Below are 12,633 nucleotides of genomic sequence, written 5' to 3'. Positions count from 1 at the left end.
ATTTAGCATTAAATTTATTAGCTATATTAAAGCAGTTCCTCTGGGTATAGTCCTGTCATTATTTCGCCAACGACGTTTTTTATGCTTAGTACCTACTTTACCGGCCTTAGTTTAATGGCCACGCTAATTATGCCCATAGGCATGCAAAACGCCTTTGTGCTTAACCAAGGCATTCGTCGTCGTCATCATTTGTTAGTCGCTAGCCTATGTTCATTGGCCGATGTGTTTTTTATGTGCATCGGTGTTTGGGGCGGAGCCAAGTTATTTAACGCTTATCCTTGGTTGTTATACACCATTAGCATTTTAGGCTCTGGCTTTATGATGATGTATGGCTTTCAGTGTTTACAGCGAGCTTGGCGAGGTGAAAGCAGCTTAGAACAGGGCGAAGCTAAACATGAGCTTAAAGCCATTATCTTGGCTTGTTGTGCATTTACCTTTTTAAACCCACATGTCTACATCGACACCATTGTCATACTTGGTGGTTTTGCCGCCAATATTAGTGTTGAGCAAAGGCCAATGTTTGTGGCCGGCGGAATTAGTGCCTCGTTCCTGTGGTTTTTTGGTTTAGCCTTGATGGGAGCCAAGCTAGCACCGTGGTTAGCTAAACCTCGCGCTCAACAAATTATCGACAGTTTAATTGGCGTGATGATGTTTGGTTTAGCCATTTATTTACTCAAGTTTGTGTTTGCTTAGAGCTGATAATTAGCCTTTTTACCAATGTCGTAATGCAGTGGCTGACGGCATTTTTTAACAGCAATATAAAGGCATACAGCGGCGATAACCAGCAAGCTTATACTGCGCAGGTTTGGCCAAGGGCTTAGGTTTATTAAGAAGTCCACGGCTAATACCGCGCCTAGCCAACGCAGCAAACCTAAGTTAAAACAAAAACTCTCTTTAAAGGCTACAGCGGCAAAAACCAGATAAAAGCAGGCTAAGGCGAACATGTCTAAGATTGGCCAATGCCACAAGTAGTAAGCCATACTAAGCCACACTGCACTCCACGCAGCGCTTTGGACCAGATAACGAATGGCTTTGTTATATAAGTGAAGATTGTGCGCCAGTAATGCACTGGCAGCTGCAAGCAACCAAAGCGGCTGCCAAAACGCACCATCAGCAATACTGTGGTAACAGGCACATGCAAAGCTAAAGCTTAGCGTTAACCAACCTACGCGGTAACATAGCACGCTAATGGTATCGATAAGATCGAGCTGTTCTTGGTGTTCAGTATCTGCCAATGGTCTGTCCTTAACTACTCGGGGCGGCTTAAATCTCGGGCTAGAATCAGCGCTAAGCCGATCATTTGTAAAAACAGGGCGAGATTTCGGAGGCTAGAAATAGTGCTCATCTGGTCGGTATAAGCGCCCATTAAATCGATGTTCTGCAAATACCAATTATCTATACGCTCGCGTAATTGGTTTTGCACCTTTGAGACTAAACGATCTAAGGCCGCCAAATTACTCAAATTGATGCTAGGCACTTCGCCCATTTCTAACCAATATTTAAGATCTTTAGCCAGCAGTTCTTGCACGGTTTGCGGAATGGGCTGAGAGGTTTGCGCTTCATTACTCACTAAAGCCAAAATTAACTCACGCTTGCGCTCTAAAGACTCTATCTGCAGCCAGGTTTGTTTGATTAGGTTGTCGTTTGCCTGCTGCTGTTGCACCAATTGGTGAGCATCTTGACTGACACTGTCGATGTAAAAGTTGGTCATTAGTGCTGCCACAATATTGAACAGCAAGCCTATCGATACCAAAACTTGAGTGCGAGTAAAACGCCAGCGCATAAGCCCTCCCAGAAAAACTTAAGTATGGCTAGCGCTTGGCTGTTTGGCTAGTTAAGTGCTTGTTTATTGATGCAAAGCCTAACGACTGGTTTGTTGCCTTGCGGCAAACACGGCTCGAGGAGAGAAGCCGGTAACTAAAGCGGTACCCACCAATATCACCGAGGTGCCTAACAAGGTATTCCAAGACACTGCTTCATTTAAGAATACGCTGCCCCAAAGAATACCAAACACCGGAATCAAAAAGGTAACGGTGAGCGCAGAGGAAGCCCCCACATCACTAATCAATCGGTAATACAGCAAATACGCCACACCACTGCATACCACGCCCAAAAACACCACCGACAGCATTAAGTTAGCCGAGGGTGTCTCTACAATGGGGAAAAATAACATGGCAGGTGCAACTAACAGGGTGGATGCCCACATGCCCCCGTGGGCATTAGCAAAAGGCTCAACGGATTTAGCAGAATGCGCATAAGTGCTGGCAATGCCGTAACACACCGCAGCACCAATAGAGGCACTAATGGCCACCTTGGCATCTAGGCTTAATGCAGCGCTATCTACTCCAACCAATATCGCTACCCCCGCGATACCCACCACCAAACCTAATACCTTTTTAAACGGCATGGCTTGGCGCAACCAAAGCGCGGAAATAATCGCCCCCCAAATAGGCGCGGTGGCATTGAGAATAGAGAGTAAAGACGCCGATAAGGTTTGCGCAGCATAGGCCAATAGCAAGAAGGGTAAAGCAGAATTAAACAAGCCCAATATCATGTAATGACGCCAGTGTTCGCGCCACTTGAGCTGCTTTTTAATGGCGAAGCCCACCAGCATTAAAAACAAAGCAGCAAAGCCTACCCGAAGCTCAATCAGGATACCGGGGCCTAATACAGGCGCGGCGATACGCATAAACAAAAACGAGCTGCCCCATATTGCCGATAGCAGTAACAACCTAATTACACTGGCTAAATCCATTTTGTACTTCCTTAATCCTACTTATTTGAGCAGTGTGCATCAAAGCTAAACAACAAGCGACCCGATATTTGTTCAGCCATAGAAAAGCCGCGTAACCGCGGCTAATTCATTGTTGGTTTGGCTAACTAATACTTAATGGCCAAGCCTAAAACTGGTAGTTAAACTCTACTCGATGATCACCATCTTGAAAGTTTGAATACTCGGTCCAGTTCGCAAAGTAACGGATATTGGCACGCGCGTTAATTTGGTAAGACGCAGCGAATTCATGAGCGAATACATCACTATTGCCGATACCAAAGGCATTGTCTTTGTAAAAGTCTGAACCGGAAAGGCTGCTCATCCACATTGGGTTGTAGTTAAGCCATATTTTATCGGTAATGGTAATTTTTGAGTAGGTACCCACTAAAGCAAAGGTACCTGGTACCGAGTATCCAGCGGCGTGGTCTGCAGTGCCTTCGGCATAGTTATTAGCAAAGGCGACACCAGCACCAGCTAAAGGATAAAACTGCACAGGGCCAAATTTGGGCAAGGCCTGAATGAATGAATATGACGCGCTACCCATCTCACTGCCGATATCGTAACTTACGTCTAACTGCGAACCTCGACCATTACTTAGATCTACACCGAAATTACGGAATCGAATGGAATCAACAGAATCATCGCGCTGGCTGCTGCCATCCCAACCTAAGGCTTCACCCGCAAAGCCTTTTACTTCGATGATGTTCATCGCCATGGTATTCGCATTACCCGTATCGTAGGTTTGCCCCACTTTTAGGTTTAAGCCTTTGTTAGTAACACCTACACCCGCTTGGGTATACACCGCTAGCGGATCCGACATGTCTTGTAGCTCTTGCTCAGTGTCTTCCGCCGGAGAATGAGGCTTAGAATCGGCAATACTTACCGCACTTACAGATAGAGCACCAAGCAGTAAACTTGCATTAAAGATAGGAGAGATTAAAGACATAGAGCCGCTCTTAAATAATCAAAAAACGACAATTTATGGAGTGCTATGCAGGCCAGCAAGCAAGCCGTCTAGTTACATCAGTTTTTTCGACTTTATCGATGAAAACTGTCGAAAAAAGGCCACAAAAAAACCGCCCGCAGGCGGCTTAATCACAGGTGCGAAGTCTTAACGTGCAGCCTTGATATGGTCTGCAATCAGGAACGCTAATTCTAAAGCTTGGTCAGCGTTTAGGCGTGGATCACAGTAAGTATGGTAACGCTGAGCCAGATCATGCTCAGTGATTTGGAAAGCACCACCAACACATTCTGTCACGTTACGACCAGTCATTTCAAAGTGAACACCACCCGCATAAGTCCCTTCAGATTTATGGATCTGGAAGAACTGCTGCACTTCACGCAATACATCATCTACGCGACGTGTTTTGTAACCGTTAGGTGCTTTAATGGTATTGCCGTGCATAGGGTCTGAACTCCACACTACGTTTTTACCTTCACGCTCTACCGCTTTAATTAGGTTAGGTAGGTGATCAGCCACTTTATCAGCGCCCATACGAACGATCAGGTTCAAACGACCCGCTTCGTTGTTAGGGTTAATGATGTCGATAATGCGCAGCAACTCTTCTGGATCGGTAGTTGGGCCGGCTTTTAAGCCAATCGCATTTTCTACGCCACGTAAAAACTCGATGTGAGCGTGGTCGATTTGGCGAGTACGGTCACCAATCCACAACATGTGGGCAGAACAGTCATACCACTTGCCCGTTAGGCTGTCACAGCGAGTAAGAGCTTGCTCATACGGCAGTAACAAGGCCTCGTGTGAAGTGTATAAGTTAGTTTCGCGAAGTTGTGGTGCAGTAGCAGGGTTAATACCACAAGCGCTCATAAAGGCCAGTGACTCTTCAATGCTACCCGCTAGTGCTTCATAACGCTCGCCTAATGGGCTTTTCTTAATGAAGTCTAAGTTCCATTTGTGCACTTGGTTTAAATCAGCCAAGCCACCTTGGGCAAATGCACGTAGCAAGTTTAGCGTTGAAGTAGATTGGTTGTAAGCATCTACCATACGCTGCGGATCTGGCACGCGACTTTTCTCGTTAAAGTCGATGGCATTGATAATGTCACCGCGGTACGACGGCCAGCTTTCGCCGTTGATCGTTTCCATGTCTTCGCTACGAGGTTTAGCAAATTGACCAGCAATACGGCCAATTTTAACCACTGGCTTCTGACCACCAAAGGTTAGTACCACCGCCATTTGCATTAATGCTTTAAACGTATCGCGAATATGACTAGTACGGAATTCGTCAAAACTCTCGGCGCAATCACCACCTTGCAGTAAAAAGGCTTCACCCTTGGCTACTTTAGCTAAGTCTTCACGTAAAGCGCGCGCTTCACCAGCAAAAACTAGCGGTGGCTGATCAGCCAAATACTTCTCGGTTTGTTGAAGCTTTTCTTGATCAGGGTAAGTAGGTAATTGTTTTACTGGTTTGTCTCTCCAGCTTGAGGGTGTCCATTGCGTCATGTTGCGTTCCCGAGAGTGCTCTAAAACCCCCATAATAGGCATTCTAGAGCACATGAAAAGCGCTAATTGTAGTTTTTTTCTACCTACCTAATTATTTATCACTTAATAGCAACAATAAAACATAAATCCCAACAAAAAAAAGTAACTGAATCAATTCACATTTTTATACTAATGTAAGGAGCTTCCCTTAGGGGTAACGCAGCCATTTTGCTACTATGATCAACAAGCTAATTAACCCTATGAAACCTATGAAACAATCATCAGTGACCTTAAAAGACGTAGCCAAAACCGCCGGAGTCTCTCACCAAACGGTAGCAAGAGTGGTTAGAAAATCGCCGAAGGTCGCTGAAAAAACGCGAATTAAGGTCCAACAAGCAATTGCTGACGCAGGTTACTTACCTAACCGTATGGCTCAACAATTGGCACGCAGGCAGTCACTCACCTTGGGATTTGTATCAATAAACATATCTCTGCACGCCATTGCTAAAATCGCTGATGGGATCCGCCGCGAAGCATTAAAGCAAGGTTTCAGTTTATCCATTTCAATGATGAACGAGTTGGATCCAGATTCTTGTCATAAAGCGATTGATGAGCTGCTTGGTCAGCAAGTTGACGGCTTAATTATTAATACCTCAATCACTCACGCCACCATTAAACAAATCCAAGAGCGTGGAAATTTGCCCCCTTGTGTATTCATCGACTTTGATAAAAACAACGATGCTTTGCAGGTATCTCATGACCAAGTGGGCGGCGCTAGCTTAGCCGCTCAGCACCTTATTGACCTAGGCCATCGTAATATTGCACTGATTAATGGTGCCGCTAACACCTGTGTAGCGCATTGGCGCGAGTCAGGTTGGTTAGAAAGCTTATCCAAAGTTAACATTACGCCGGTGAATCGAATTGACGGCAACTGGAACGCCCGCAGTGGCTACCAAGCTACCTTAGAGCTGTTAGATGCTGAAACGGACTTTACTGCCATTTTGGTGGCCAATGATGAGATGTGTTTAGGCGTGCTACGAGCACTCAATGAGCGCAACATTAACGTGCCACAAGATGTTTCGGTAGTGGGGTTTGATAACCACGACGACAGCGAGTTTTACAACCCGCCACTCACCACTATCGACCAAAATTGTCACGAGCTAGGGGAAACCGCGGTCACCTTACTAATGCAAAAAATGAACAGTGAACAACAATCTGAATCCCGCGTTTTACTCACCACCAAGCTGGTTAAACGACAAAGCTCTGGCCCAGTCAAAATCTAGTATTAATTAGGATGTGAACGCCACCGGCAAGGCGCGATGGTGAGTTTTTCAAAACAAGCAGTAAACGATGAATCGCTGGGGCTGCAAGCATATAGCCCTAGCTTAACGGCCTGTTTGGCAGCAACTGGAGGATCGGTTTGCACACTTGCTGTTTCACCAAGTTGGTGAAGATGAAAAACCCGCATTTGCTGATACGCTTCACCGTCTTGCGAATACTCAATCAAGAAATCGGGCCCTCGTCGGCTTAAGCGATACCAAATATGTTGCGGTGTACTAATATCAGTTGTTGCCCAATCCGAATAACCCAAGTTAGTCACTACTGAACCCAAGCGTGACAATGCTGCTGTTTCAAATTCAATGGATGCCTTAAACCAGTTTTCGCTGTCGAGATAAATAATCACTCCTGCTTGGTCAAACTGCTTCTGATAGTCAAAACTCACCTTCACACTAACGCTAAAGTTGTCTTGATAGCTTAAGAGTAAAGCCGGTGCATTGTCGTTGCGAAAGCCATAGTACGAGCGCTGCCAAAAATCGGTATGCGGATCGGTGGTCAGGCGTAACTGATGGTCATCTAATACATATTGCTTAGGTGGGTTGAGCCACTTAGCCTGTGAAAATTCTTTCATCACTACCTCTCCCTGTTAATTGCCCGCGTAGCTGGCCAGCTTATGCAACAAAGCATGTTTCACCGTGGGCCATTCTTGATTGGTGATCGAAAACACCATCGTATCGCGATAGTTACCTTGAGCATCAAGACTATGATTGCGTAAAACCCCATCCTGTTTAGCGCCTAAACGGGCGATGGCTGCGCGTGAAGCATGATTGTGCCAATGGGTTCTAAATTCCACAGCAATAGAATTGAGTTGCTCAAAAGCGTAAGTTAGCAATAGCAATTTGCATTGGGTATTTACTGAAGAGCGCTGATAGCTTTTTGCATACCAGGTATAACCAATCTCTAAACGGCGGTTAACAACATCGGCATGGCAGTAGCGAGTGGCACCAATAACGTTGCCGCTGGGTTTATCTATTACAACAAACGGCAGCGCCACACCTTGCTGCTTATCTTGTAAAGCACTGTCAAAATAAGCATCAATAGAGTCTGCATTGGGAACGCTGGTGTACCACAACTCACTTAAGCACCCATCGGCTTCGGCGGCTAATAGCGCTGCTCTATGGCTTAACTGCAAGGGCTGCAACAGCACATTTCCGGCGCTTAATTCTGATTCAATTAAATAGGGCTGCCTAGTCATCCATTACTCTCACTCATCGTCATTTCAATAGCCAGATTAATACGCAACAGAATGAATAGAAAGCGAAAAAATGGCTAACCATTAAGCAATAAAGTTCATTTCGTTTACTACACTTAGCCAATAACGACTCAGAGCTTAAAAGCATTCTCTCAATTAAGGTTTCATACTAAAAAGGAAAAATTATGGGCATTATTATTTGGTTACTTATTGGCGCGGTGGCAGGTTGGCTTGCTGGCAATATTATGAAAGGCGGCGGCTTTGGCGTGTTAGGCAATATTGTAGTGGGCATTGTTGGTTCAGTAGTGGGTGGTTTTGTTTTTGGTTTGCTTGGTTTTGGCAGCACCAGTATGTTGGGATCACTGATTACTGCCGTTGTGGGCGCGGTAATTTTGCTCTACATCGTTAGCATTGTAAAAAAGTGAGCTAAATGACAAACACAAAAAAGCCAGCTAATAAGCTGGCTTTTTTAATCTAAGAAGTTCTTGTTTAACCTTTAACAGCACCTGCTGTTAGGCCGTCAATCAACTTACGAGAAGTCATCACAAACAAGATCATTAATGGCACTACCGCAATGGCGGCACCGGCACAAATTGCACCCCAAGGTACCTGACCTGTACCTTGCAGCGCACGTAGTGCTAGCGGCACGGTAAACATCTTCATATCGTTCATTACCACTAATGGACCCATGAAGTTGTTCCACTGACCAATAAAGGTAATAAGACCAAGCGTACCAAAGGCAGGTGTAATAAGTGGAACCACTACACGCCAGTAGATAGCAAACTCGTTACAGCCATCCATACGAGCCGCTTCAATTAGCTCTTTTGGAATCGCACTTGAGATGAACTGACGCATCATAAAGATACCCATTGCCCCACAAGCCATTGGAATGTACAGCGCACGAGGTTGGTTCATCCATTCCAGCTTAGACATAATCAAAGCAGTTGGAATCATGCCTAAGAACGGTGGTAATAACATGGTGCCCATAATTAATATGAACATCACGTTGCGGCCTTTAAACTCAAACAAGGCAAATGCATAACCCGCTAATGAACAGAAGAACAAGTTAAGTATTGTAGTAATCAACGCTACATAAAAACTTAAACCAATGTTGTGCCAAAAGTACGGTAGTGCATCTAACAGAATGCCAACGTTATTAATAAATTCGCCACCGAACCACATTGGTGGCGGCACCGACAAAATCGATGAGTTGGTATGCGAAGCAAATATAAACATGAAGTAGAACGGCGCCAACATAATGATGGAACCCATACCTACAATGAAATAAGCGATTAAATGACTCTTAGTTAGTTTATTCATAATTTACTCCTACTTCTTCTCACCGAGTAATTTGTTGTTACCCCAGGTAAGGAAGGCAATCAGCGCAAACAGAATCCAAGAGATAGCTGATGCAGTACCAAAGTCACCCTCAACAAACGCGGTAATGTACATATGCATTGCGGCTGTTTTACCCGCTTGCTCAAGACCACCAGTACCACCAGTAATAATGAACGGTTCTTCAAACAATTGCAGGTTACCAATAATGGTTAAGGTTACCGCGAAGAACATCATTGGCTTAAGCATAGGTACCGTGATGTACCAGAATTGCTGCCAACGTTTAGCGCCATCAACCGTGGCCGCTTCATACAAATCTTTAGGAATGGTTTGCATCGCAGAAAGATACAAAACGGTATTCCAGCCAACGAAGCGCCAGAACACAACAAAAGCAATCATGGTTTTGGTGTACTCAGGTCGATTCCAATCAATATTTTCTGTAGGGAATAACCAAGCTAGAGGTTGAATATCACCAATGGTCCAGTTACCCGCCGAGGTAAATAGCATGTTAATCATGCCGAAATCTCGTGAGAACAGGGTCGTAAATACCAAAGAGATAGCAACAGTAGAGGTAATAAATGGCATAAAGTACATGCCTATTACCGTGTTACGGCTGCGTTTAAAACTAGTATGTAAGAAATAAGCTAAAGGGATTGCTATTACATGCTGGGGGATACCCGCAGCTAACGCAAGCCACAATGTATTGTATATGGACGTCTGAAACCAATCATCGGTTAAGGCGAATGTGTAGTTTTCAATACCTACCCACTCCATGGCACTTAATCCCGCGGCTGGCTCCCAATAGTGAAACGACAAAAATAAAGAGAAAAGTAACGGAAACAACCCAAAGACTGTAAATATTGCAAAGAAAGGGCTAATAAATAAGTAAGGAGCCCATTTGTAGCCACTTGCATGTAGTCGCTGCTTTAGGGTCCGCTTTTTAATTTTAGCTACTGGTGGTCTTACGGCAGACTCTACAGAAGACATCTTTAACTCCCGACAAAAAAAAAAGTGAGGGAGCGAGCTCCCTCGATATTAAAATTAACGTCTAGCGCGACGTTTGATTTGCTTCTCAGCTTCAGCTAACGCTGCATCAATGTTTTCATCACGCTCTAATACACCTTCAAGTGCATCATTAATGATTTGTTCAGCAACTGGATCATGCTTGTGAACATCCATTGCTGGAATGCGGTCAGCAGAATTTTTCCACTCTACGCGAGCCACTTGGCCACCTAGGTAAGGAATTGGTTGGTTAATGAAGTCATCATTTTGCGCTTCAACTAATGCTGGGAAAGCGTCTAAATCACGGAAAGCTGCAATTTGCATCTCTTTATCCATGGTCATGAACTTAATGAATTCCCATGCTTCAGCTTTGTTTTTGGCTTTCTTAGGAATAGCGTAGAAAGAACCACCCCAGCTTGCATAAGTACCGCCTGGTAGAGCAGCTGAACGCCATAGGCCTTTACTCTCTGGAGCAATCCAGTTAGCTAAGTGACCGCCTAACCAAGCCCCCATCATTTGTGAAGCGATAGTGCCGCGACGTAAACCTTCAGTCCACTCTGAGCTCCATGCACCAACTTGTGCATCAATACCCGCTTCACGAACAGCTTTTGCTAAACGGAACGCTTCTTTGAAACGGTCATTGTTTACCGTGATGTTGCCTTCTGCATCAAAGTAGATACCTTCACCATCTTTAAGACCACTACGAATCACAACGTCTTTAATGTCTACAGCACTGGCAACAAGGTAAGAACCGGTTGTTTCTTTGATTTTTTTACCCGCAGCAATAAAAGAATCCCAGTCTTTAATAAGGTCTTCTTCAGTTACGCCAGCTTTGGTAAAGATATCTTCGCGGAAGAACAACGCACCAGGGCCAATATCTGCTGGAATTGCTGCTAATGTACCGCTACCACCAGTGGCTAGTGGCACAGTAAATTTAGAAAATAGTTTTTCATATTGCTCTGCACTGTATGGAGCAGCGCGTAAATCTTCTAAGCCACCAGATGATGCAAAGCGGCCAATGTAACCATATTCAATACCCATTACGTCAGGTAGGTTACCGCCAGTTGCTAACGCAGTAGTCATCGCATTATGGTGATCACCATAAGCTAACGATACGAGCTTAATTTCTACATCTGGATTAATCTTTTTATAAAGTGGAATAGCCGACTGTACAGCAAGGTCAAAGCTAGGGAATGAAGCTACTGTTAGGGTAGTTTTCGCCCAGGCTGACGTTGCGGTTAACGCCAGCGTAGTGCCGAGGGCTAACGCTACTGTTCCAAGTTTCTTTTTGTTAAACATCCTATTCTCCTAAGTACATGAATTTTATTATTATTCAGTGTCGCAATTGGCTAGTGCGCCGACGCTTTTACAAGCGCTGGGAGTAACTAGTTCATTTGTGGCAAAATTGCCTTTCCGGTTTCATTGTTAAACAAGTGGATCCGCGAAATATCGAAGAACAACTCCACTTTATCGTCTATATCCGCATTCACATCATCAGCAATTGCAACTTCTGCAATAAAACGAGCACCATCCAGTTCACACTGTACGTGGTAGGTAGAACCAAGAAGCTCGACGCCGATAACATCCGCTTTCACGCTACCAATGGTTTCTGATTCAATAGAACGTTGATGTAGATACAGGTCACTTGGGCGAATACCCAAAGTGCATAGCAAGTCATCTTCTGCATACACCGCTGGTAAGTCGATGTGCTGGTCAGAAAATACCAAGCTAGAAACAGTGCCAGTTTTCTTAATGGTTGCTGGAATCATGTTCATTTCAGGTGCGCCAATGAACGATGCAACAAATTTGTTGGCTGGCTCTTCAAAGATTTCTTTTGGCGTGCCTACTTGCTCAATGTAACCATCTTTAAGAATCACGATACGGTCAGCCAAGGTCATGGCCTCTACTTGGTCGTGGGTTACGTATAAGGTGGTGGTGCCTAATTTGTCGTGCAAAGTTTTAATCTCAGCACGCATTGAGCCACGTAGTTTGGCGTCAAGGTTAGATAGTGGCTCATCAAACAAGAATACTTCAGGAGTACGTACCATTGCGCGGCCCATTGCCACACGTTGACGTTGACCACCTGATAACTCTTTAGGTTTGCGATCAAGTAGCGGGGTTAGCTCTAACATATCGGCTGCGTATTTCACGCGCTTAACGATCTCGTCTTTTGCTACGCCAGTCATTTTAAGACCGAAGGCAATGTTTTGTTCCACACTCATGTGCGGGTATAAAGCGTAGCTTTGGAACACCATGGCGATGTTACGTTCCATCGGGTGTAAGTCATTCACTAGCTCATCAGCGATGAAAATTTCGCCATCCGAAATATCTTCCAAGCCAGCAAGCATTCTTAGCGTTGTTGATTTGCCACAACCAGAAGGACCAAGTAGCACAACAAACTCGCCATCATTAATGTGCAAGTCGAAGCTTTTAACGACTTCTGTTTTACCAAAGCGTTTTTTCAAATTGTTAAATGTAACTGCTGCCATGATGTTTCATTTCCATAAGATTAAATGTGGAGAGGCCTTAAAGAGAGTCGACAAATTCAGTTTATTT

14 protein-coding genes are annotated in these 12,633 nt (G+C 44.6%); 3 read left to right on the top strand and 11 right to left on the bottom strand.

All coding sequences use genetic code 11. The annotated features are described in order from the left end of the window. Window positions 1-81 precede the first annotated feature (81 nt). A complete protein-coding gene (locus Q4592_RS07310; RefSeq protein WP_303511595.1) occupies window positions 82-693 on the top strand; it encodes a LysE/ArgO family amino acid transporter in 612 nt (203 codons plus the stop codon). Here the strand turns inward: Q4592_RS07310 and Q4592_RS07305 are convergent. The 5 genes from Q4592_RS07305 to Q4592_RS07285 all read right to left on the bottom strand — a co-directional run bounded on the left by Q4592_RS07305 (window position 690) and on the right by Q4592_RS07285 (window position 5,231). Further along, window positions 690-1,235: a DUF2301 domain-containing membrane protein gene (locus Q4592_RS07305; RefSeq protein ID WP_303511594.1), complete on the bottom strand. Its 546-nt coding sequence runs from the start codon at window positions 1,233-1,235 to the stop codon at window positions 690-692. The genes Q4592_RS07310 and Q4592_RS07305 overlap by 4 nt on opposite strands. A 14-nt stretch (window positions 1,236-1,249) precedes the next feature. Next, window positions 1,250-1,783, bottom strand: coding sequence for a hypothetical protein (locus Q4592_RS07300; RefSeq protein WP_303511593.1), 534 nt, complete (start codon window positions 1,781-1,783; stop codon window positions 1,250-1,252). Window positions 1,784-1,861: 78 nt separating this feature from the next. Further along, window positions 1,862-2,755: a DMT family transporter gene (locus Q4592_RS07295; RefSeq protein ID WP_303511592.1), complete on the bottom strand. Its 894-nt coding sequence runs from the start codon at window positions 2,753-2,755 to the stop codon at window positions 1,862-1,864. Between the two features lie 145 nt (window positions 2,756-2,900). After that, complete coding sequence (locus Q4592_RS07290; RefSeq protein WP_303511590.1) at window positions 2,901-3,719, bottom strand: hypothetical protein; 819 nt, start codon at window positions 3,717-3,719, stop codon at window positions 2,901-2,903. A 165-nt stretch (window positions 3,720-3,884) separates the two neighbouring features. Next, window positions 3,885-5,231, bottom strand: coding sequence for a class II 3-deoxy-7-phosphoheptulonate synthase (locus Q4592_RS07285; protein ID WP_137673354.1), 1,347 nt, complete (start codon window positions 5,229-5,231; stop codon window positions 3,885-3,887). 248 nt (window positions 5,232-5,479) lie between these two features. On the opposite strand from Q4592_RS07285, the gene Q4592_RS07280 reads away from it, so the two are divergent. Further along, a complete protein-coding gene (locus Q4592_RS07280; protein ID WP_303511588.1) occupies window positions 5,480-6,493 on the top strand; it encodes a LacI family DNA-binding transcriptional regulator in 1,014 nt (337 codons plus the stop codon). A 2-nt stretch (window positions 6,494-6,495) separates the two neighbouring features. On the opposite strand, the gene Q4592_RS07275 is transcribed toward Q4592_RS07280, so the two are convergent. Further along, window positions 6,496-7,119, bottom strand: coding sequence for a DUF1349 domain-containing protein (locus Q4592_RS07275; protein WP_303511586.1), 624 nt, complete (start codon window positions 7,117-7,119; stop codon window positions 6,496-6,498). 15 nt (window positions 7,120-7,134) lie between these two features. Beyond that, complete coding sequence (locus Q4592_RS07270; RefSeq protein ID WP_303511585.1) at window positions 7,135-7,743, bottom strand: GNAT family N-acetyltransferase; 609 nt, start codon at window positions 7,741-7,743, stop codon at window positions 7,135-7,137. Between the two features lie 182 nt (window positions 7,744-7,925). On the opposite strand from Q4592_RS07270, the gene Q4592_RS07265 reads away from it, so the two are divergent. Beyond that, window positions 7,926-8,165 carry a GlsB/YeaQ/YmgE family stress response membrane protein gene (locus tag Q4592_RS07265; protein ID WP_137673350.1) on the top strand — a complete coding sequence of 80 codons (240 nt, stop codon included), beginning with the start codon at window positions 7,926-7,928 and terminating at the stop codon, window positions 8,163-8,165. Window positions 8,166-8,229: 64 nt separating this feature from the next. Here the strand turns inward: Q4592_RS07265 and Q4592_RS07260 are convergent, their stop codons facing one another. The 4 genes from Q4592_RS07260 to Q4592_RS07245 form a co-directional block, all read right to left on the bottom strand. After that, window positions 8,230-9,060 (bottom strand): carbohydrate ABC transporter permease, encoded by an 831-nt coding sequence (locus Q4592_RS07260; RefSeq protein WP_137673349.1) that lies wholly within the window; start codon window positions 9,058-9,060, stop codon window positions 8,230-8,232. Window positions 9,061-9,069: 9 nt separating this feature from the next. Continuing rightward, entirely contained in the window at window positions 9,070-10,062 is a 993-nt protein-coding gene (locus tag Q4592_RS07255) for a carbohydrate ABC transporter permease (protein WP_303511581.1), read from the bottom strand. A 54-nt stretch (window positions 10,063-10,116) separates the two neighbouring features. Further along, window positions 10,117-11,376 (bottom strand): extracellular solute-binding protein, encoded by a 1,260-nt coding sequence (locus Q4592_RS07250; RefSeq protein ID WP_137673347.1) that lies wholly within the window; start codon window positions 11,374-11,376, stop codon window positions 10,117-10,119. Between the two features lie 86 nt (window positions 11,377-11,462). Next, entirely contained in the window at window positions 11,463-12,566 is a 1,104-nt protein-coding gene (locus Q4592_RS07245; protein ID WP_303511578.1) for an ABC transporter ATP-binding protein, read from the bottom strand. Between the last annotated feature and the right edge of the window lie 67 nt (window positions 12,567-12,633).

Source organism: Agarivorans sp. 1_MG-2023 (assembly GCF_030548385.1).
GTDB lineage: Bacteria > Pseudomonadota > Gammaproteobacteria > Enterobacterales > Celerinatantimonadaceae > Agarivorans.
This window is presented reverse-complemented; position numbering and strand designations above follow the sequence as displayed.

Bases quoted from the DNA above. Each gene is read 5' to 3' on its own strand.
- Q4592_RS07275 (WP_303511586.1), bottom strand. From the start codon at position 7,119: ATGAAAGAATTTTCACAGGCTAAGTGGCTCAACCCACCTAAGCAATAT.
- Q4592_RS07295 (WP_303511592.1), bottom strand. From the start codon at position 2,755: ATGGATTTAGCCAGTGTAATTAGGTTGTTACTGCTATCGGCAATATGG.
- Q4592_RS07310 (WP_303511595.1), top strand. From the start codon at position 82: ATGCTTAGTACCTACTTTACCGGCCTTAGTTTAATGGCCACGCTAATT.
- Q4592_RS07300 (WP_303511593.1), bottom strand. From the start codon at position 1,783: ATGCGCTGGCGTTTTACTCGCACTCAAGTTTTGGTATCGATAGGCTTG.
- Q4592_RS07265 (WP_137673350.1), top strand. From the start codon at position 7,926: ATGGGCATTATTATTTGGTTACTTATTGGCGCGGTGGCAGGTTGGCTT.
- Q4592_RS07285 (WP_137673354.1), bottom strand. From the start codon at position 5,231: ATGACGCAATGGACACCCTCAAGCTGGAGAGACAAACCAGTAAAACAA.
- Q4592_RS07260 (WP_137673349.1), bottom strand. From the start codon at position 9,060: ATGAATAAACTAACTAAGAGTCATTTAATCGCTTATTTCATTGTAGGT.
- Q4592_RS07290 (WP_303511590.1), bottom strand. From the start codon at position 3,719: ATGTCTTTAATCTCTCCTATCTTTAATGCAAGTTTACTGCTTGGTGCT.
- Q4592_RS07280 (WP_303511588.1), top strand. From the start codon at position 5,480: ATGAAACAATCATCAGTGACCTTAAAAGACGTAGCCAAAACCGCCGGA.
- Q4592_RS07255 (WP_303511581.1), bottom strand. From the start codon at position 10,062: ATGTCTTCTGTAGAGTCTGCCGTAAGACCACCAGTAGCTAAAATTAAA.
- Q4592_RS07250 (WP_137673347.1), bottom strand. From the start codon at position 11,376: ATGTTTAACAAAAAGAAACTTGGAACAGTAGCGTTAGCCCTCGGCACT.
- Q4592_RS07270 (WP_303511585.1), bottom strand. From the start codon at position 7,743: ATGACTAGGCAGCCCTATTTAATTGAATCAGAATTAAGCGCCGGAAAT.
- Q4592_RS07245 (WP_303511578.1), bottom strand. From the start codon at position 12,566: ATGGCAGCAGTTACATTTAACAATTTGAAAAAACGCTTTGGTAAAACA.